Annotated in this window: 17 protein-coding genes; 6 read left to right on the forward strand and 11 right to left on the reverse strand. The window is 70.3% G+C overall.

Going from position 1 to position 18,638, the window contains the following annotated elements; genetic code table 11:
- Nucleotides 1–16: 16 nt before the first annotated feature.
- Entirely contained in the window at nucleotides 17–2,530 is a 2,514-nt protein-coding gene (locus tag ACIQF0_RS32140) for a LuxR C-terminal-related transcriptional regulator (RefSeq protein ID WP_401035686.1), read from the forward strand.
- A gap of 95 nt (nucleotides 2,531–2,625) precedes the next feature.
- On the forward strand, nucleotides 2,626–3,600 hold the full coding sequence (locus ACIQF0_RS32145) for an alpha/beta fold hydrolase (protein ID WP_401035688.1): 975 nt from the start codon (nucleotides 2,626–2,628) through the stop codon (nucleotides 3,598–3,600).
- Here the strand turns inward: ACIQF0_RS32145 and ACIQF0_RS32150 are convergent.
- Complete coding sequence (locus ACIQF0_RS32150; protein WP_401035691.1) at nucleotides 3,593–5,008, reverse strand: amidohydrolase family protein; 1,416 nt, start codon at nucleotides 5,006–5,008, stop codon at nucleotides 3,593–3,595. The genes ACIQF0_RS32145 and ACIQF0_RS32150 overlap by 8 nt on opposite strands.
- Before the next feature lie 75 nt (nucleotides 5,009–5,083).
- Nucleotides 5,084–6,031 (reverse strand): substrate-binding domain-containing protein, encoded by a 948-nt coding sequence (locus ACIQF0_RS32155; RefSeq protein WP_401035694.1) that lies wholly within the window; start codon nucleotides 6,029–6,031, stop codon nucleotides 5,084–5,086.
- 242 nt (nucleotides 6,032–6,273) lie between these two features.
- On the opposite strand from ACIQF0_RS32155, the gene ACIQF0_RS32160 reads away from it, so the two are divergent.
- Nucleotides 6,274–8,238: a putative bifunctional diguanylate cyclase/phosphodiesterase gene (locus ACIQF0_RS32160; RefSeq protein ID WP_401035696.1), complete on the forward strand. Its 1,965-nt coding sequence runs from the start codon at nucleotides 6,274–6,276 to the stop codon at nucleotides 8,236–8,238.
- Here ACIQF0_RS32160 and ACIQF0_RS32165 read toward each other — a convergent pair.
- The 4 genes from ACIQF0_RS32165 to ACIQF0_RS32180 all read right to left on the reverse strand — a co-directional run bounded on the left by ACIQF0_RS32165 (nucleotide 8,225) and on the right by ACIQF0_RS32180 (nucleotide 12,630).
- The gene (locus ACIQF0_RS32165; protein ID WP_401035699.1) at nucleotides 8,225–9,556 is read right to left on the reverse strand and encodes a M28 family peptidase; all 1,332 of its coding nucleotides are present in this window, start codon (nucleotides 9,554–9,556) and stop codon (nucleotides 8,225–8,227) included. The genes ACIQF0_RS32160 and ACIQF0_RS32165 overlap by 14 nt on opposite strands.
- A 53-nt stretch (nucleotides 9,557–9,609) precedes the next feature.
- A complete protein-coding gene (locus ACIQF0_RS32170; RefSeq protein WP_401035701.1) occupies nucleotides 9,610–10,629 on the reverse strand; it encodes a YbaB/EbfC family nucleoid-associated protein in 1,020 nt (339 codons plus the stop codon).
- 129 nt (nucleotides 10,630–10,758) lie between these two features.
- The gene (locus ACIQF0_RS32175) at nucleotides 10,759–12,054 is read right to left on the reverse strand and encodes a PepSY-associated TM helix domain-containing protein (protein WP_401035703.1); all 1,296 of its coding nucleotides are present in this window, start codon (nucleotides 12,052–12,054) and stop codon (nucleotides 10,759–10,761) included.
- A gap of 63 nt (nucleotides 12,055–12,117) precedes the next feature.
- Nucleotides 12,118–12,630: a hypothetical protein gene (locus ACIQF0_RS32180; RefSeq protein ID WP_401035705.1), complete on the reverse strand. Its 513-nt coding sequence runs from the start codon at nucleotides 12,628–12,630 to the stop codon at nucleotides 12,118–12,120.
- Between the two features lie 73 nt (nucleotides 12,631–12,703).
- On the opposite strand from ACIQF0_RS32180, the gene ACIQF0_RS32185 reads away from it, so the two are divergent.
- The gene (locus ACIQF0_RS32185) at nucleotides 12,704–13,096 is read left to right on the forward strand and encodes a GNAT family N-acetyltransferase (RefSeq protein ID WP_401035708.1); all 393 of its coding nucleotides are present in this window, start codon (nucleotides 12,704–12,706) and stop codon (nucleotides 13,094–13,096) included.
- Here ACIQF0_RS32185 and ACIQF0_RS32190 read toward each other — a convergent pair.
- Nucleotides 13,093–13,401, reverse strand: a complete 309-nt coding sequence (locus ACIQF0_RS32190; protein ID WP_319981020.1) for a hypothetical protein — start codon at nucleotides 13,399–13,401, stop codon at nucleotides 13,093–13,095. The genes ACIQF0_RS32185 and ACIQF0_RS32190 overlap by 4 nt on opposite strands.
- Before the next feature lie 15 nt (nucleotides 13,402–13,416).
- Nucleotides 13,417–13,989 carry a PadR family transcriptional regulator gene (locus ACIQF0_RS32195; protein ID WP_401035712.1) on the reverse strand — a complete coding sequence of 191 codons (573 nt, stop codon included), beginning with the start codon at nucleotides 13,987–13,989 and terminating at the stop codon, nucleotides 13,417–13,419.
- Between the two features lie 56 nt (nucleotides 13,990–14,045).
- Between ACIQF0_RS32195 and ACIQF0_RS32200 the strand changes: the two genes are divergently transcribed.
- The gene (locus ACIQF0_RS32200) at nucleotides 14,046–14,441 is read left to right on the forward strand and encodes a nuclear transport factor 2 family protein (RefSeq protein ID WP_401035715.1); all 396 of its coding nucleotides are present in this window, start codon (nucleotides 14,046–14,048) and stop codon (nucleotides 14,439–14,441) included.
- On the opposite strand, the gene ACIQF0_RS32205 is transcribed toward ACIQF0_RS32200, so the two are convergent.
- The 3 genes from ACIQF0_RS32205 to ACIQF0_RS32215 are packed head-to-tail and all read right to left on the reverse strand — an operon-like array spanning nucleotide 14,421 to nucleotide 17,454.
- A complete protein-coding gene (locus ACIQF0_RS32205) occupies nucleotides 14,421–16,160 on the reverse strand; it encodes a hypothetical protein (RefSeq protein ID WP_401035718.1) in 1,740 nt (579 codons plus the stop codon). The genes ACIQF0_RS32200 and ACIQF0_RS32205 overlap by 21 nt on opposite strands.
- A gap of 60 nt (nucleotides 16,161–16,220) precedes the next feature.
- Nucleotides 16,221–16,943, reverse strand: coding sequence for a class I SAM-dependent DNA methyltransferase (locus ACIQF0_RS32210; protein ID WP_401035721.1), 723 nt, complete (start codon nucleotides 16,941–16,943; stop codon nucleotides 16,221–16,223).
- A 31-nt stretch (nucleotides 16,944–16,974) separates the two neighbouring features.
- On the reverse strand, nucleotides 16,975–17,454 hold the full coding sequence (locus ACIQF0_RS32215) for a nucleotidyltransferase domain-containing protein (protein WP_401035723.1): 480 nt from the start codon (nucleotides 17,452–17,454) through the stop codon (nucleotides 16,975–16,977).
- Between the two features lie 140 nt (nucleotides 17,455–17,594).
- Between ACIQF0_RS32215 and add the strand changes: the two genes are divergently transcribed.
- Nucleotides 17,595–18,599, forward strand: a complete 1,005-nt coding sequence (add, locus tag ACIQF0_RS32220) for an adenosine deaminase (protein WP_401035726.1) — start codon at nucleotides 17,595–17,597, stop codon at nucleotides 18,597–18,599.
- Nucleotides 18,600–18,638 lie beyond the last annotated feature (39 nt).

Here is an 18,638-nt window from a genome sequence, read left to right on the forward strand (position 1 = left end):
ACGGGGTGTCGGGCGGGTGTCACTGGTCGGGCGGGATCGGGAACGGGAACGGCTGGTAGCGCTGGCGGACTCCGGCGGGTCGCTGCTGGTCGTCGGTGAGCCCGGCGTGGGCAAGTCGGCCCTGCTGTCCTGCCTCGACGGTCACCGGGTCGCGGGCGTCGAGGCCGAGCAGGACATGCCGTACGCCGGACTGCACCAGGTCCTGCACCCGTTCCTCGCACTGTCCACTTCGTCCGGTGTGCGGCGCGGCGCGCTGGAAGTCGTTCTGGGACTCACCGACGGCCCCGCGCCACCCGTGCACCTCGTCGGGCTCGCCGCGCTGGAGTTGCTGAGCGCGGCGCGGCCCGTCGTCCTGGTCGACGACGCGCACTGGCTGGACCAGGCGAGCCAGGACGTCCTCGGGTTCGTGGCGCGCCGCCTCACCGGTGCCGCACTGGTTCTCGCCGCCCGGACACCCTTGTTCGCGGGCGTGCCGACGCTTTCGTTGGCACCGCTGGATTCTCCGGAGGCCTGCGCGGTGCTCGACGCGGCCGCGCCCGGCCTGGATCCCGAACGCCGCTCGTGGGTGCTCGCCCAGGCGGCCGGGAACCCGTTGGCGCTCACCGAACTCCCGTTCGGCGGCAACTCCCTGGAGGAGACCTTCGCCGCCCGTGCCTCGACTCTGCCCGCCGACGTGCGGGCGTCGTTGCTCGACCTGGCGCTCGGCGGTGCGTCCTCCGCGGATCTCGCCCCTGCCGTCGAGGCCAGGCTGGTCGACCGGGACGGCGCGTTCCGGCATCCGTTGATCAGGTCGGCGATCGCCGGTGCCGCAGGCCTTTCCGAACGCCAGGAGGCTCATCGCCGGCTCGCCTGGGCGACCGACGAGCCCGACCGGCGGGCGTGGCACCTCGCCGGCGCCGCGACCGGTGCCGACGAGAACGTGGCCTGCCTGCTGGAGAAGACGGCCGACCGCGCGCTCCGGCGTGGTGGCGCGGTGGCTGCCGTCCGTGCGCTGGAACGCGCTGCCGCTCTGGGTGACGGCGGTGAGCGCGCCCGGCGGTTGTTGCGGGCGGCCGAGCTGGCGGCGGAGGCGGGACGGCGCGACGACGTCGAGCGGATCCTGCTGGACGTGCGCGGCCTGGACCTCACAGCACGGGAGCGCGCGCTCGTGACGTGGTTGCCCACGGCGTTCGACGACGGTGTGAGCGAAGGTGTGGCGGGCCCCGGCGAACTGGTCGGGCTGGCCGAGTCCGTGGTGGCCGGCGGCGACGTCGAACTGGGCATGCGGATCTTCTGGAGCGTCGCGATGCGGTGCTTCTGGGTGGAGCCGGGGGCGGCCGTGCGGGAGCGGATCGCGGCGGTGGCGCGGCGGCTGCCGATCGACCCGCGCGACCCGCGGATGCTGGCGATGACGGCTTATGTGTGCCCGGTGCAGCAAGGGGACGCGGTGGTGGCCGGGCTGCGTGCCGTCAGCGGCGAGTGCGACGACCCCGCCACCCTCCGCTTGCTCGGCAGCGCCGCCCTCCAGGTCGGCGCGTTCGCCGACTCCGTCCGGTTCTCCCTTGCCGCCCAACGGGACTTTCGCGCTCAAGGCCAGTTCGGACTTCTGGCCAGGGCCCTCGCCGTCGAGGCCTGGAGCCGGACCCGCCTGGGCGACATCGCCGCCGCCGAACCCGCCGCCGAGGAAGCCGCCCGCCTGGCCGAGGAGACCGGCCAGCCGTACATGCGCGGATTGGCCGCGGCCGTCCAGGCCGAGATCGCGGCCCTGCGCGGCGAGTACGAGCGGTCGGCCGGACTGGCGGCTCAGGCCGAACGGATCGGGCTCGCGGCGGGCGCGCGACCCGTCCTCGCCACCGTGCAGCTGGCCAGGAGCCTGGCCGCGCTCGGGGAGGGCCGCTACGCCGACGCGTTCGCCGCCGTCCGCCGCGTCCACGACCCGTCCGATCCCGCCTACCAACTGGCGTTGCGCCGGTACGTGCTGCCCGAACTGGCCGAGGCCGCTACCCGCAGCGGCAACGCCGACGAGGCCGCCAAGATCGTGCAGGAACTCGACACCGCGACCAGTTCGCCCGCGCTGGCGGCCGGGCTGAGGTACGCGCGGGCGCTTCTGGCCGCGGACGACGAGGCCGAGGCGTTGTTCGAGGCGGCCCTCGACGCCGGCAGCTCGCCGTGGGACCGGGCGCGCGTGCAGCTGGCGTTCGGCGCGTGGTTGCGCCGGCAGCGGCGGGCGGCTCAGGCCCGGCCGCACCTCAAGGCGGCCGCGGAGGCGTTCGAGGCGTTCGGCACCAGGGACTGGGCGGAACGCGCCCGCGAGGAGCTGCGGGCGTCCGGCGAGTCGCGGGGCGGCAACGGCGAGCTGACCGAGCACGAACTGACCATCGCGCGGATGGCGGCGGACGGGCTGACCAACAAGGAGATCGGCGAGCGACTGCACCTGTCGCACCGCACGGTCAGCACGCACCTGCACCGGATCTTCCCGAAACTCGGGGTCACCGCACGCGCCGAACTGAAGCAGGCCCTGGCGACGGACTCCGGCACTGCGCCTGGCTGACCGCGTGGGCTGAGCCCCGGCAGCCGCCGTGACGTACTCCGACACCGTCACCTGACGCTCGCGAGCACCGACTCGACGCCCCTAGCGTCGACGCCATGATCAGCAGGCGACAGTTCTCCCAGGCACTGGCCGTGGCCGGCCTCGCGGCACCCCTCCTCACCGCGACCGCGCACGCCTCGCAGCCGTCCTGGGGCCCGATCAAGCAGGTCAGGGCAGGTCTGCTCGACATCGGCTACGCGGAGATGGGCCCGGCGGACGGCCCGGTCACGATCCTGCTGCACGGCTGGCCGTACGACATCCACAGCTACGTCGACGTCGCCCCGGCCCTCGCGGCGAAGGGCCACCGCGTCCTCATCCCGTACCTGCGCGGCTACGGCCCCACCCGGTTCCTGCACGCGCACACGACCCGCAACGGCCAGCAGTCGGCGCTGGGCGCGGACGTCATCGCGTTCATGGACGCCCTGAAGATCCGCAAGGCGACGGTGGCCGGGTTCGACTGGGGCGCGCGGACGGCTTGCATCGTCGCGGCGCTGTGGCCGGAACGGGTCAGGGCGCTCGTCTCGGTCAGCGGCTACCTGGTCGTCAACCTCCAGCAGAACCAGGAACCGCTGTCCCCGCAGGCCGAACTCGGCTGGTGGTACCAGTACTACTTCGCGACCGACCGCGGCGTGAAGGGCTACGAGCAGAACTCCTACGAGTTCAACAAGCTGATCTGGAAGATCGCCTCGCCCCAGTGGAACTTCGACGAGGCCACCTACGCCCAGAGCGCCACGGCGTGGAAGAACCCAGACCACGTCGCGATCGTCATCCACAACTACCGCTGGCGGCTGCAGCTCGCGCAGGGTGAGCACCGCTACGACGGGCTCGAACGCAAGCTGCAGGCCAGGCCGGTGATCAGCGTGCCGACGATCACCATCGCCAGCGACTTCGACGGGCCCAACAAGGACGGCATGGCGTACCGCAAGCAGTTCAGCGGCCGCTACGACCACCGGATCCTCGACGGCATCGGGCACAACGTGCCGCAGGAGGCCCCGGAGGCGTTCACCAAGGCGGTCCTCGACATCAGCTAGGCGGCGTGAGGATCCCACCGGCGGACGTGCGGATGCGCAACGAGGAAGCTTTCGCGTCCCGCACGATCCGGTCTACGTCGTAGGCCACCAACCGGCCGCCGCGCTTGATGATCCGGCCGTCCGAGAACACCGTGTCAACGTTGGCAGCGGTCGCCGCCTGCACCAGCGTCGTCTCGAACAACCCGCCCGGCGCGAGGTTGATGTCGTTGGCACGCACCAGGATCACGTCCGCGCGCTTGCCGACGGTGATCGACCCGGTGACGTCACCGAGTCCCAGCGCGCGGGCGCCGTTGAGGGTCGCCATCTCGAGCACGTCGGAGAACCCGACCTCGGGCAGGCCGGCGGAAGGCGTGCCGGACCAGGGGATTCCGGTGTTCCAGACGAGCCTCATCGCCTCGAACACGTCCGACGTCGCGATCGACGTGGCGTCCGAGGACAGCGACACCGGCACCCCGGCCCTGCGGAACCGCAGCAGCGTGTCGCGCGGATCGCCCCCGGTGCCCAGCCGGAACTCCGAGTGCGGCGCCCACGACAACGGTGTCCCGGTCCGCGCCATGATCTCCATGTCGCTGTCCAGAGCCGTGACGTAGTGGCACAGCAGGGTGCGCGGACCGAGCCAGCCCCGCCGTTCGTAGTCCGCCGCGTCCACGGTCCGCGGCGGCGCCTGACCGGCGTGGATCGCGACCGGCAGACCTCGTGCCAGCACGGCGTCCATGTCCGCGAAGAACGCCGGTTCGGTGCTCTGCGACAGCCCGCGCACGCAGACGCCCAGGTGCACCAGCCCGTCGAACGCCGTGCCGCCAGCGAAGTACTGCTGCCGCACGCGATCCACGTCCGTCAGGTCCATCGGCAGGTCGCGCGGCATCTGGTCGACGTGACCGTAGGAGAACCGGGCGCGCAGCAGTCCATCGCGGTGTGCGTGCAGTTCGGCGTCGGCGTGCGCGGGGGAGCGGGTGTTGTTGGACCAGTTGTGCACGGTGGTCACGCCCGCGTTCGCCAGTTCCGCGAGCCCGAGCAGGACGCTGCGGTGGACGTCCTTCGCCTCGTACAGCGTGGAAGTCGCCCGCTTCGCCGCGAAGTACGGGAAGCCGTCGGCCACGAAGTTGCGGCCCAGCGCGCTCCACATGTGGTGGTGGGTGTTGACGAAGCCGGGCAGGACGATCATGTCGGTCGCGTCGACGATCTTCGCGCCGCGCGCGTCCAGGTCCGGCCCGACACCGAGGATCCGGCCGTTGCCGATCAGGACGTCCGCGCGCGGCAGCACCCCGAGTGCCTTGTCGACGGTGACGACGGCGCCGCCGCGGATCAGGTACCGCCCGCGTCGTGTGTCAGTGGATTCAGCACTGGCCACGCCACCAGTGGCCGGCACGGCCAGAGCCGCGCCCATGAGTGTCCTTCGGTTGATCATGCGGCCTCCAATGCGGGGAGAGCCGACATGCTCGCCGACCGTCAGAGGCCTGTCACGGGAGTTGCGCCGCCCGGCTCAGCGCGTCTGGTCGAGTGGACGCAGGTGCTTGTCCGGCGCGGTGGTCAGCTCGTCGAGCTGCGGCCGTGCGGCGTCCAGCCGGTTCGACTCGCTCGACTGGCGGCGGATGATCTCGTCCACGTTGGACGCCTGCACGAGCAGTCCCGGTGCGACGAGCCAGCCCTCCGGCAGTGCCCTGCCCTGGGTGGCGTGCTTCGCGAGCAGCCACCCGCCCACCGCGCCCTTCAGGAAGTGCTCGGCCGACACCGTGGCGAACAGGTGCCCGTCCTTGACGCCCTGCAACGCCTTCGGGTCCAGGCTGAACGCCGCGGCCAGCCACTTCGCGTCCTTCTCCGCGTGCACGGCGGCGAGGTTGATCGCGTCCACGTCACCCGCGCCCAGCAACGCGATGGCGTCGGAGTTGGAGTTGGCCAGCCGTTGCCACGTGGCGAGGTTCGCCGGCTGGTCGCGGCCGGTGTCGAGCGGGCCGATGACCTGGACCTTCGGCAACCGCTCCGCGAGCCGTTCGCGCAGGCCCAGCGCCCGCAGGTCCAGTGCGGGCATCGCGGGGGAGTTGCTGCCGATGACGATCTTGCCCGTGCTGTCCGGCGGCAACCGCTCGGCTGTCGCGTCGGCGAGCCGGCGACCGAGCTCGTAGTTGTCGTTCTCGATCATCAGCTTCGCCCCGCTGCCGGGCGCGACCTGGCCTCCCGCGACCGCGATCAGGGGGATTCCCTCGCCGATCACCTGCGCCATCGGCTCGGCGACCAGTTCGGGCGCCACCGCGGACACCCCGATCCCGCCCTTGGCCCGCGTGGCGAGGCCGCGGAGCAGTTCGGCCTGCTTGAGACCGTCGTGCGTGTCCGGTCCGGTCGTCTCGGTCCTGACCCCGCCGGCGATGGTCGCGCCCGCCCGGAAACCCTCGCTCATCTCCCTGGAGAAGTCGCGGCTGGTGTTCTGCGACACGAATCCGATCGTGGGCGGGTCATCGGACGTCTGCTCCCCACCGCATCCGCCCACCCCTGCCGTCAGCAGTAAAACAGCAGGTAGAGCGATGTGGGTGAGGCGAACCACGGGGACGTCCTGTCAGTCGGCCGGTAGAAGGCGAGAAGGCTAGTGCACGGCGGCACGAGGTGTCGGCTTGCGTGCGATCCTTTGGCTGCGTACCAATAGCACCTTCGCAAGGACGCGACGTGAGGCTTTTGTAGATGCTGTCCAACTGGGTCGAGACTCGCACGACCGTGCAGACGACCGTCGTCAGCCTGACGATCGGCCTCGCCACGCTGGCGGGCCTCGCGCTGTGGACGAACCTCAGCATGCAGCGCGCCGCCACGCACCTGCACGAGCTGAACGAGACCAGCGACCGCTGGGGTCTGGTCGTGCAGAACGTCGACGTCGCCGACCACGCCCTCACCGACTACCTCAGATCCGGCACGCCGGTGATGAGTCAGCCCGTCGCGACCGCCGCCGGAGCCGCTGACGAGAGCCTGCGCTGGCTGCGCGACCACGGCGCGCCGGCCGACGTCCGCGCGGCCAGGATCGTCGGCGACCTCTACGGCGACTACAGCGGACTGCTGCGCGAGACGGTCGCGGAGGGCGATCGCGGTGACACCACGGCCGCGTTGCAGAAGGCGGACCAGGCCGAGCTGACGCTGGCGTCGTTGCGCAAACAGCTCTCCACGGTCGTGCAGCTCAAACGCCTGGAGACGACCGACTACCTGCGTGCCGCGGAAATGCAGAACGGCAACCTCCGCATCGCCGCCCTCGTCGCGTTCCTCATCGACTTGGGACTGGTGGGGCTGTGCGGCCTCGTGCTGCTCGGCCACCGCCGCAAGATCCTCCGCCAGGCCGCCAGGAGCGAGCACGAGGCGATGCACGACGCGTTGACCGGCCTGGCCAACCGCACGCTGCTGACCCAGCGCACCGCGCAGGCGATCCGCCGCAGCAACCAGACGGGCGACCCGCTCGGCCTGTTCCTGATCGACCTCAACCGCTTCAAGCCGATCAACGACACCCTCGGCCACGCGTTCGGCGACAAGCTGCTGCAGCTGGTCGCCAACAGGCTGACCGGTGCCGTCCGCGACGTCGACACCGTGGCCAGGCTGGGCGGCGACGAGTTCGCGGTCCTGCTGCCGTCGGTGAGCACGTCCGACAACGCGCTGATCGTCGCCGAACGCGTGCACCGCGCGCTGGACGAAGCCGTTGACCTGGAAGGACTTTCGGTCGACGTCGGGTGCAGTATTGGCATCGCGCTGTACCCGACGGACTCCGCCGACGCGCATGAACTGCTCAAGCACGCCGACATCGCGATGTACGCGGCCAAGCGGGGCCGCCTCGGCACGTCCGTCTACGAGCCGGGCCTCGACGAGCACCACGCCGCCCAGCTCACCGTGATCAGCGACCTGCGCCGCGCCCTCGACCAGTGCGAGCTCGTCCTGCACTACCAGCCGAAAGCCGACCTGCGCAGCGGCGAGGTCTGCGGTGCCGAGGTCCTGTGCCGCTGGCAGCACCCGGCCCACGGCCTGCTGGGCCCGGACAGGTTCATCCCGGCCGCCGAGGAGACCGGCCTGATCGAACCGCTCACGCAGTACGTGCTCGACCACGCGCTGGCCCAGTGCCAGGCCTGGCACCTCGCCGGTTGGGACGTGCCGATCTCGGTCAACGTGGGCGCGCAGTGCCTGCACGACATGACGTTCCCCGAACAGGTCGCCGCCGCGCTCAAGCACCACGGCCTCGACGCCGCCGTGCTCACGCTGGAGATCACCGAAAGCGCGATCATCGCCGACCCGCACCGCGCGACCGACGTGCTGACCCGCCTGCGGGAACTGGGCGTGCGGCTGTCCATCGACGACTTCGGCACCGGCTACTCGTCCATCGCCTACCTGCGCACGATGCCGGTGCACGAGATGAAGATCGACCGCTCGTTCACCACGAACATGCGCACGGACGCGTCCAGCGGCGCGATCACCCGCTCGTTGCTCGGTCTCGCGCACAACCTGGAGCTGGAGGTCGTGGCCGAGGGCGTCGAGGACGAGGAGACCTGGGCCGTCCTCGCCGCCCTGGGCTGCGACATCGTGCAGGGCTACTGCCTGAGCAAACCGTTGCCGGCGGACGAGTTCGTCACGTGGCTGCGCGAACGAACGCTCGCCGAGCTCGTCGTCACCGCTGACTAGCGAGCTTGTAGGCCGCCGCCCCGATCAGCTCCAGCGACACCTGCAACCGTTCCAGGCTGATGTTGGCGCGGATCGTGTCCTCCGGCGTGTGGTAGATCGGCTCCAGCTGCGCCGGCCCGCCCTCGCCGCGCCAGCTGAAGTTCGCCGACGCCAGACCCTTCTCGTGGAACGGCACGTGGTCGCTCGACCCGCGCGCCACCGGTCCGTGCACCCGCGGGTCGTAGCCGAGCCGCCCGGCCGCAGCGCGAACGTTGGCCGTCGTCGCGTTGTCGGCGCCGTCCACGGACAGCAGCCAGTAGGCCGTCGCCGGGTCGTGGCTGGTGGCGACCATGTCGTTCTGGAACACGCCCTTGATCCTGGCGATCTCCTCCGGCGGGAGCTGCGAGACGTAGTGCCGTGACCCGAGCAGTCCCTGCTCCTCCGAACCCCACAGCGCGAATCGCAGCGCCGTGTTCGTTGGCAGGTAACGCAGAACGCGCGCCAGCTCCAGGCACAGGACCGTGCCGCTGCCGTCGTCGTTGGCGCCCGGCGAGCCCGGCACGGTGTCGTAGTGCGCGGTGACCATCACGACCCCGTTGTCCCGCCACGGGAACGTCGACGGCCGGTCCGCGATCACGTTGTAGGACGTGAGGTTCGGGTGGTGGACGGTGCTGATCGTCAGCTCGCCGGAGCCCTGGGCGCGCAGCTTCTCGGTGTGCACCTGGGCGAGGCCGACCACAGGCACGGCGACGTCGCGGTCGAGCGCGGGGGAGAAGGCGCTGGACTTGCTCGCCGTCGCGGAGATCCGGCCGAGGACCACCGCCACCGCGCCGCGTTCGATCGCCGCGTGCGTGGGCGCGGATCCGGCCGGAGCGTTGACGTAGAACGCGATCTTGCCGGTCAGATCCGGCAACTGGCCGTCGACGACCTCGACGAACGGCGCCTTGACCGTGACGCCGAGACTGCCGAACCGGGAGGCGCCCGCCTGCCACTGGCCGTTGACGTCGGCGAGGTACTTGTCCGGCACGGTGAACGGCTGCGTCGTCACCTGGTACCGCAACGCCTTGAGCTCGCGGACGAGGTAGTCGCGCGCCCGGTGCTCGGACGCGGTGCCGCCGATGCGCGGACCGATCTTGTCGCTGAGCACCTTGAGGTGTTCGAGTGCGTTGCGGGCCCGAACCCTTGCCACGACGGGGAAATCGCCGAGGTTGAGGTCCGGCACGTGCGAGGCACCCGGCCGTTGCTCCGTGGCCGCCAGTGCGCTCGCGGGATTGGCCACCACGGCGGCCACCCCGGCCGCCGCCGCGAAGAAGTCACGTCTGCGCAAGTCGTCCCCCATCTCCGAAGTTCCCAGGCCGAACGTAGGCAGGGCGGCGGGGGCGGGACAAGCGACTAGTGGCTGGCTTTCACCATGTGGTCGTCGGAGTGCTCGATGACCAGGTCCTGCACCTGTTTGCGCGCGTCCGCCCGCGCCTTCTGGACGCACGCCATCAGTTGCGCGGCGAGCACTTCCGGTTCGAGTTCGCGGACCTCGGGGCTCAGCAAGATGCCCGTCGTGAGGCCGTTCGAGTCGACGGTGACGCTGATGCCGCCGCGGGTGGCCTCGCCGCTGACCGCCGCGAGCAACCCGACCAGGTCGAGGTAGCGGCGCTGCTCGCGTTCGGCGGTGGCGTCGCGGCGCTCCTCCCACCACGTGATCCGGCGGCGCAGCAACGCCTGCGCGGTCGCCGGGTCGGCCACGGGGATCGTCCACGAGCCGGACGCCGTGTGCAGCGCGATGGCGTTCGCCTGCGCTGTCACGCGGAGGATGCGGGCGAACGAGACCCCGGCGTCGACGCGGGAACCGTGCCGGGTGGTCCAGTCGACGCGGTCGGTGCCGATCATCACGCGTGCCCCGTCGCCGACCAGCACGAGCGGGAACGCGGTCGAGCCGAGTTCGAGAACAGGGGAGGAGAGCAGCGAACGATGGGCCAGCCGGGCGAGCGCGCTGGCGGACCCGGCGCCGAGCACTCCGGCCGCGCACAACGCCTTCACCGCGAGCGCCGCGCCCGGACTGAGCCGCAACGCGATGCCCGAGCCCGGCAGGACGCCGAGCACGAGCTGCGCCGACGTCATCAGGGTGGTGGCGGGCAGCCACGAGTGCGGGTCGCTCAACCCGTTGCGCCGCAACCAGGTCAGCAGCGCCCACGCGCACGCCGCCGCCGCGACGGCCGGAATCGCCGACCACCACGGCATGATCCGCTGCCCGGCCGAGGTCATCCCGGCGAGCACGATGCAGACGATGCCGATGGCGACCGGCAGGACACCGGCGGAGAGCAGGAGCAACGTCCTCGTGCGGCGCCAGCGCGAGGCCAGCGCGTGCACGACCTGAGGATCGTTGATCAGGGGGATGGCGTGGGGAATGAGAGTCATTCGGGCACCCCTCGTCAGCTCTCCGCCGCCACCTCGTGTGACGTGCGGGCCGACCAGACTTCCCGGCTCACCTGGCCATTAATATGCCGTAAATGTCCAGATCAGGCAAGCCTTGTCCACAATGGACGGTCAGGAGGTCGTCGCTTTGGCCCTCCTGCCGAGCAGCACGTCGACGGCCAGGAAGACCACCAGACTGACCCCGAGCAACGGCACGAACCACCCGACGAGCAGCGTCGCGAGGCCGAGCCCGATCAACGCGCCGGGCGAGGCCTTGCGCCACTGGCCGCGCGGCGTCGGACGGCCGAACCCGCTGGTGGGCCTGCGCTTCCACCACATGCGGTAGCCGAGCACGACCAACGCGACCAGCCCGCCGCCGACGAGCAGCAGCAGGAGCTGGTTGGGCCATCCGAACAGCACGCCCATGTGCGCGTCGATGCCCCACCTCGTGAGCTTCGCGCCCAGCGGGAAGTCGGCGAACCTGAGCGAACTGACCACCTCGCCGCCGTGCACCGCGACGGAGTCGCCCTGGCTGGGCAGGCCCTTCTCGATCTCGGCCACCTTCCAGGCGCCGCCGGACTCCGCGGGCAGGCTGATCTCGATCGACTTCGCGTCGATGCCCGAGGTCTTCGCGGCACCGAGCACGGTGTCGATCTCACTGTGACCACCGGCGGACGAGGTGCTCGAACCGTGGTCGCCGTGGCTCTCGCCGGCGCCGGGCATCTGCAACGTCGGCGTGGACCAGCCGATGGCCGTGCGCAGCATGGCGACGTTCTCACCGGCGTAGGCAGACCACGTGAGACCCGTGGCGGACAGGAACAACGCGCCGGCCAGCACCCAGACGCCGATCAGCCCGTGCGTCTTGATGCGCTTGCTGTTGCGTGCCCGGGAGATCCACAGGACCAGCCCGCCCAGCGCGACGACCCACAGCCAGGAGGCGGCGAGTTCGCTGTAGAGGCGGCCGGGTTCGCCGAGCATCAGGTTGCGGTGCAACTGATCGAGCGTCGTGCGCAGAGGTAGCACGCCGCTCGACCCGTAGACGACGAGATCGCCCGTCACGCGTCCGGTGCCGGGATCGACGAAGACCGCACGGCGTTCGGACTCGCCCAGACCCTTCTCGGAGAACAGGACCCTCGTCGTGGCACCGGGTTCCGGAGCCGGCCGGACGGCGACGAGTTCGCCCTGGGGTGAGGTCGCGAGCGCGGCGTCGACCTGCTTGGACAGCGGGAGTTGTTGCGCGGAGGCGGGAACGCTGAGCTGGTCGGAGTAGACCCACGACTCCAGTTGTGGTGTCAGGGCGTACAGCACGCCGGTCAGCGCGGCGATCAGGACGAACGGGCCGACGAGCACGCCGGCGTAGAAGTGCAGGCGCAGGAAGAGTCCCCGCCACGCGAACGATGTGCGTGACGGAGCGGCTGTGGTGGTCATGGCGCTCCTGGATGGGCGTGAACAGGGGCAGGACCGCTCGGGGAGCGGCCCTGTGAAGGGGATTCAGACCTGTTCAGCCGGAGGACCGCGCCACGACAGCACGTCCAGGAAGACGATCGCGGTCGGCGCGAGCGAGGGCGTGGCGACGACCAGGGGAGCGGTGGCGGGCAGAGCGGCGAGCCTGCGGGGCAGAGTCGCCTTGACCGCGCGGACGAGCGTGAGGATCGAGCGTTCGGCCGCGGCCAGCACGACGACCGTCAGTGCCGTGGCCACGACGTGCGAGGCGATCATGCGCGACGGCTCGGCCTCGTGCGCGTGCCGGAACGCGGCGAGCGACACCAGGACGTGCATCGCGAGCTGCCCGCCGCCGATCAGCAGGAGCAGTCGCTGCCAGGTCAGCTCGTGCCGGGCGAACCCGGTCGTCGCCCACGTCAGCAGCGCGACCAGCGAGAAGAGCAGTCCCGCGTCGGGTAACTGACCGTCCGCGCTGGAGTGCGCGAGTACCGCGAGCGTGCCGTTGACGATGCCGACGGCAGCACAGCGCGCACGGCGCAGCGGAGCAGTCGGCAGGGTCACGACCAGCAGCTTAGCGGCCGAATTGGTCGAAACCACCCCTACGCAATATGTGAGAACTTGGTTCAATGCGCGGGTGATTTCGTACAGCACCGATCTCAGCGGCCTGACCGAGGCCGATCTCGCCGGCTTCTTCGTGGGCTGGCCCACCCCGCCGTCGCCCGCCCAGCACCTCGCCGTGCTGCACGGGAGCTACCGCGTGGTGATCGCGCGCTCACAGGACGAGGTCGCCGGCTTCGTGAACATGATCAGCGACGGCGTGCTGACGGCGTTCATCCCGTGGCTGGAGGTGCGGCCGTCGTTCCAGGGCCAGGGCATCGGCACCGAGCTGATGCGCCGGATCGTGGCCGAGGCCGCGCACCTGTACTCGGTGGACCTCACGTGCGACGAGGCGCTGCGGCCGTACTACGAACGCCTCGGCATGGCCGCGCTGACCGGGATGGGACTGCGCAACCGTTCCGTGCTCTAGATCCCTTCGAGATCCAGCGTCTGCTGGTGCGGGCCGCCGGTGAACGAGCTGGTGAGCAGGCCCGCACTGCGGCACCGCCCGCACGTCACCGGTGAGGTCGTCGCCTTGAACCGGGTGAAGTCCCAGCTGCCCGTGCCGACGTGGCAGCCGGGGCCGGGCACCTCGAGGCCGAGCCAGCCCTGCAACCGCACGGCGTGCACGACGTCGGATCCGTCGAGGTAGCCGTTGAGCCGCCCCGCGAACCGGTGACGCGCCTCTGCCGCGGGCGCGCTGAGTGCCTCCTGCAAGACCGAAATGCCGTTCATGAACCCGATTCAACCTCACGTGGACGCGTCGAGCCGTGCACCACGCCGCTCCAGCACGGTGAGGCTCCTGGCACACCACCGCACGTTGTCCCGCTCGAAGGACAAGCCGCGCAACAAGGTCAGGTACGGCCCGACCCGTTCGGCGGTCTCGAGGAACTCGTCTTCGGTGCGGCCGTCGAGCAACTTGGCCCGCAGCCGTTCGTAGCGCTGGATCTTCGCCTCGGCCCACTGCCTGCGTTCGCGGATCGAGGCTTTCACCGCCTCGACGTCACCGGAGTCCGCCGCCAGCACCGCGACCAGCAACTCGTCCCGGATCGCGGTCGGCTTGTGCTGCGCGGACGTGAACCTCGTCAGCTCGTCGCGTCCTTTCGGCGTCAACGAGAACAGGCGCTTGTTCGGCCGGCGTTCCTGCTCGACCGTTCTCGCCTCGATCAGCCCGTCGGTCTCCATCCGGTCGAGCTCCCGGTAGAGCTGCTGCGGCGTGCAGATCCAGAAGTTCGCCACGGACGCGTCGAACGCCTTGGCCAGGTCGTAGCCGGACGACTCCCCGTCGAGCAGGGCGGCCATCACGGCATTGCGCAGCGACATCATCCCAGGTTACGGTGCATCGACCTAGTCAACAAGTTGAGTATGCGAGGGTTCCCGTGAACGCATTCCGCAAGGCGGTCGAGGCACGCGACACCGAGGCGATGGCGGCGTGCCTGGCCGACAACGTCGTGTTCACCAGCCCTGTGGCGTTCGCGCCGTACCCCGGCAAGCCGCTCACCGCCGCGATCCTGCGCGGCGTGATGCGGGTGTTCGAGAACTTCCGCTACGAGCGCGAGATCATCGACGGCCAGAACCACGCGCTGGTGTTCCGGACCGAAGTGGGCGGCAAGGAGATCCAGGGCTGCGACTTCCTGCATCTGAACGAGGACGGCCTGATCGACGAGTTCACCGTCATGGTGCGCCCGCTGTCCGGTGCCCAGGCCCTGTCCGCCGCGATGGCCGCCCAGTTCGACCAGATCAAGGCCGAAGCCCTAGAAGCGTTCAACTCCTAACGCGGTCAGCGCGAGGTCGAGGTTGCTCAGCCCCTGCAGGTTGCGCCCGGTCTGCGCGGCCAGTTCGACGATCGCCACGTTGCGCTGGTCGTCGGCCGACATCTTCTTGAGCGCCGCGTCGTCGCGGATCCCGGTCTCCCGCAGGAACACCATGACCGCGCCGACGCCGGCCAGGTCCGCGTCGCTGTAGGCCTGGTAGTTCTTCTGGTTGCTCAGCGAGGACATCACGACGATCAACGTGTTCCGCATGTCGTCGCGGGACATGGTGTTGAGCTGGTGCTGGCTGCGGAACCTGCCCGCCAACAGCACCCCGCGGCCGTAGAAGGGCGTCGAACCCGGCCGTCTGCCGCGGGTGGCGAGGTCGCTGCCCAGCGCGATCTGGGTCAGCTGCAGGTTCGTGAACCCCTGCAACGCCTGTCCCGCACCGGTCTGCGCGCCGAGCTCGACGATCATCACGTTGCGCTGGTCGTCGGCCGACATCGCCCTGAGCGCCGCGTCGTCGCGCAATCCGTTGCGGCGAAGGAAGACCATCGCGGCACCCATGCCGGCGAGGGTGTCGTTGTCGTAGCGCTGGTAGTCGCTCTGCTTGCTCAGCGAGGACATCACGACGATCAACGTGTTGCGCATGTCGTCGTGCGTCATGGTGTTGAGCTGGTGCTGCGTGCGGAATCCGCCTGCCAGCAGCACTCCCCGGATCGGGAACGAGATCACCGACCCCGCGCGCACCTCCACGTCGACGAAGTCCGTGCCCACGGTGCTGCGTCGCAACGAGAAGTCGCCGGCGGGGCAGGCCCAGTCGGTGAGCGACAGGGCGGCCACGCCGTCGTACCGCACCAGGCCGTCGGGGTTGAGCGAGTGCACGGTCAGTCCCTCGACCCCGATCGCCTGGTCGTAGGAGTCAGGCGTCGCGAGGCGCAGCTCCACGAGGAACGTCCGCCCGTCGCGGCGCTGGGACGGCACGGCGATCAGCACGGGTTTGCCCGAGCCCTGCGACCGGTAGTCGGGTGTGTACAGCCGTGTCGTCACCGGCAGGCCGCGGACCTTCAAGACCGACGAGCTGTCGCGGAACCGCTGGTCGGAGTACAGGTGCGCACCCGGTACCAGCGGTCCGACGATGCGGTTGGCCGGCACGCCCACGTGGGGCGACTGCATGTTCGGGCCACCGTCGGGCAGCTTCGCCGTCGCACCGCGGACCCAGCTCTGCGGGCCCGGCGCCGTCGGGCCGTAGCCGCGGGCGCTCATCGCGGAGTACGGCGAGGCGTACTCCCTTCCCTGGGCGTCGACCTCGTGCTGGAGCCCGTAGCCGTGGCCGAGTTCCTGGCACGCCGCGTCGAACGGGGTGATCGAGTCGACCACGGTCACCCGGATCCGTTTCGTGCCACCGGGAACGGGCACGTCCACCTCGCCGCCGCCCCACCAGCCGGTCGGCTGCGCGAGCCAGATCAGCAGGACGTCCGTGTGCGCCCAGTCGACCTGCGTGGCGGCCTTCACCACGGCCTCGTGCAGGCTCGCCCGCTTGGCGTTGTCGGACACCGGAACCGGGTTGGGGATCTCCACCGGGTCGTACACCTGGCTGCTCACGTCGAAGAGCCCGCGGGTCGACCGCCACCAGAAGTCACCCAGGCCGTGGTCGATGCCCGGCCGCATCCAGTTCTCGAACTGTTCGCGCGACCAGACGCTGTCCGCGGCCGCGTACCGCACCGGAACGACTGCGATCATCGTCGCCTCCTCTGTGCCGCCTGAGTGGACACAGAGGAACTCGGTTGCCGGCCAAGAACGTTACGCGGCCCGTTCGTACACGCTCACGTGCCGCGTGCTGGCCGCGACGAACGGCTCGCCGTTCCAGCCGCCGTGCCGCTCGCGCAGCCGCAGCCCCGCGATGCGCGCCATGAGATCGAACTCGGAGGGGTAGGCCTGCCGGGTCTTGATCGGTCCGAACCGGATGCCGTCCCCGCTGATGCGCACGTGGTTCTCGTCGAGGATCTGGGTGACCGGGTCGAAGCGATTGACGTCCAGCCGGACGTGGTCGACCTCGACGGCCTCCACGTCGATGAACTGGTGACGCGGGCGCGCCACCCAGCTGGGCAGGCCGCACTCGATCACGAACACGCCGTCCGCGGTGAGGTGGCGTGCCGCGTTCTCGAAGCAGCGGACCTGGTCGTCCTGGGTGAGCAGGTTCGTGATCGTGTTGTAGACCAGGTACACCAGCGGATAGGTGCGAGCGGTGCCGACTCTGGACATGTCGCCCATCGTCACGTCGACGTCCGGGCCGCCTGGCTTCTCCCGCATGCGCGCCACCATGTCGGGCGACAGCTCGATGCCGTCCACCTCGACACCGGATTCTCTGAGCGGCAACGCGATGCGGCCGGTGCCGATCGCGAACTCCAGCGCGGACTTGCCGAACGCCGCGAGGAACCGCACGGTGTCGGCCTCGTCCCCGCGGGGCTCGTTGTCGTAGGTGCTTGCCGATTCAGGGCCGAAACTCGGGTTGAATCCCTTCACCCGTCCCACGCTAGCCAGGCTGCCAACCGGTTTATCGCGCCAAGACGCGCAGCAGGGCCAGATCGTGCAGGTCTCGTTCGCGCGGCTCGTAGCCCTGGTGGAAGAACAGCTGCTGCTCGGCCGACAGGCACGGCACGGTCGTTCCGAGGACAGTGCCGGTGACGAAGCACGACGCCGGGTAGCGGAACGGTTCGCCGGGCGTCAGCGAGGACTGCTCGGCGCTGCCGTCCTCCTTGTAGCGCAACGGGTGCAGGTCGATCTCGCGGCCGTTCTGGTCTGTGAGCACGAATCGCACCGGCCGCCACGACAGCGTTTCCGTGAACCCGCGCGCCACCAGGGCTTGGAGGACTTGCGGTTCCTGCTCCTCGCGGTGCATGAGGTCGAGGTCGCCGTGCGGACGTGTCTGTCTGCCCACCAGCGCGTCGATGCCCCAGCCGCCGCCGACGCAGACGTCGAAGCCGTCGAGCGCCGCCAGGATGTCGAGCACGTCCTCACCTGTCACGATCTCCACGGTAGCTGCTACGTTGAAGTTCGTGCCGGACTTCAAGCTGCCGCTCTACGGCGCTGACACCGAACGTGGCGACCTCGCTCCCTGAGTCGCCCGCTCCTCCGCCACACCTCTCACCTTCGTGCCGCACAGGGAGCTTTGCCATGCGTTCGTTCATCCACGCCTTGCCCAAGGTCGAGTTGCACGTCCACCTCGTCGGATCGGCCGGCCTCGACACCGTCCTGGAACTCGCCCGGCGCCACCCGCAGGCCGGCGTGCCTACCGACCGCGGCGAACTGGAGCGCTTCTACACGTTCCGGGACTTCGACCACTTCCTGAAGGTGTACTGGGCGGTCCAGTCGATGCTGAAGGGCCGCGCCGACATCCACACCCTCGTCGTCGGCCTGGCGCGGGAACTGGCCCGGCAGAACGTCCGGTACGCCGAGGTCACTGTCACGCCGTACAACCACGTCACGGACGGCATGGCCGGCGACGAACTCCTCGCGGGCCTCGAGTCCGGTCGCGCGGAGGCGGCGGCGTTGGGCGTCGACCTGGCCTGGTGCTTCGACATCCCGGGGGAGAAGGGGCTGGTGGCCGGACGGGAGACGCTGGCGTTCGCGCTGTCCGAACGCCCGGACGGCCTGGTGTCCTTCGGCCTGGGCGGGCCCGAAGCGGGCGTCGGGCGCGCCCAGTTCGCGCGCTTCTTCGACAAGGCAAGGGATGCGGGCCTGCACTGCGTGCCGCACGCGGGGGAGACCACCGGCCCGGAGACCATCTGGTCCGCCGTGCGGGACCTGCGGGCCGAACGGATCGGCCACGGCACGAGCTGCGTCGAGGACCCGGCGCTGGTGGAACACCTGGTGCTGAAGGGAATCCCGCTGGAAGTGTGCCCGACGTCCAACGTCCGCACGCGACAGGTCGCGTCGATCGAGGTGCATCCCGTGCGGCAGATGCTCGACGCGGGCGTGGTGGTCACGCTGAACACCGACGACCCGCCGTTCTTCGGCGCCACGCTCGAAGGCGAGTACCTGGCGGTGGCCACCGCGCTCGATCTCACGCCCGCGCAGGTGGCGACGCTGGCGGAGAACGCCGTGCTGGCCTCGTTCCTGCCCAACGACCGCAAGACGTCGTTGCTGGAGGAGATCGCGGGCGTGCGCGCCTCGGCCTGAGGCCGGTGGCCCGCGGGCGTTCACCCGCGGGCCACCGCG

The sequence above is a fragment of the Lentzea sp. NPDC092896 genome, assembly GCF_044754905.1.
Lineage (GTDB): Bacteria > Actinomycetota > Actinomycetes > Mycobacteriales > Pseudonocardiaceae > Lentzea.

Coding starts and splice junctions, on each gene's coding strand:
- ACIQF0_RS32145 (WP_401035688.1), top strand. CDS start 2,626: ATGATCAGCAGGCGACAGTTCTCCCAGGCACTGGCCGTGGCCGGCCTC.
- ACIQF0_RS32150 (WP_401035691.1), bottom strand. CDS start 5,008: ATGATCAACCGAAGGACACTCATGGGCGCGGCTCTGGCCGTGCCGGCC.
- ACIQF0_RS32165 (WP_401035699.1), bottom strand. CDS start 9,556: ATGGGGGACGACTTGCGCAGACGTGACTTCTTCGCGGCGGCGGCCGGG.
- add (WP_401035726.1), top strand. CDS start 17,595: ATGCGTTCGTTCATCCACGCCTTGCCCAAGGTCGAGTTGCACGTCCAC.
- ACIQF0_RS32195 (WP_401035712.1), bottom strand. CDS start 13,989: ATGTCGCTGCGCAATGCCGTGATGGCCGCCCTGCTCGACGGGGAGTCG.
- ACIQF0_RS32190 (WP_319981020.1), bottom strand. CDS start 13,401: ATGAACGGCATTTCGGTCTTGCAGGAGGCACTCAGCGCGCCCGCGGCA.
- ACIQF0_RS32170 (WP_401035701.1), bottom strand. CDS start 10,629: ATGACTCTCATTCCCCACGCCATCCCCCTGATCAACGATCCTCAGGTC.
- ACIQF0_RS32160 (WP_401035696.1), top strand. CDS start 6,274: ATGCTGTCCAACTGGGTCGAGACTCGCACGACCGTGCAGACGACCGTC.
- ACIQF0_RS32205 (WP_401035718.1), bottom strand. CDS start 16,160: ATGATCGCAGTCGTTCCGGTGCGGTACGCGGCCGCGGACAGCGTCTGG.
- ACIQF0_RS32175 (WP_401035703.1), bottom strand. CDS start 12,054: ATGACCACCACAGCCGCTCCGTCACGCACATCGTTCGCGTGGCGGGGA.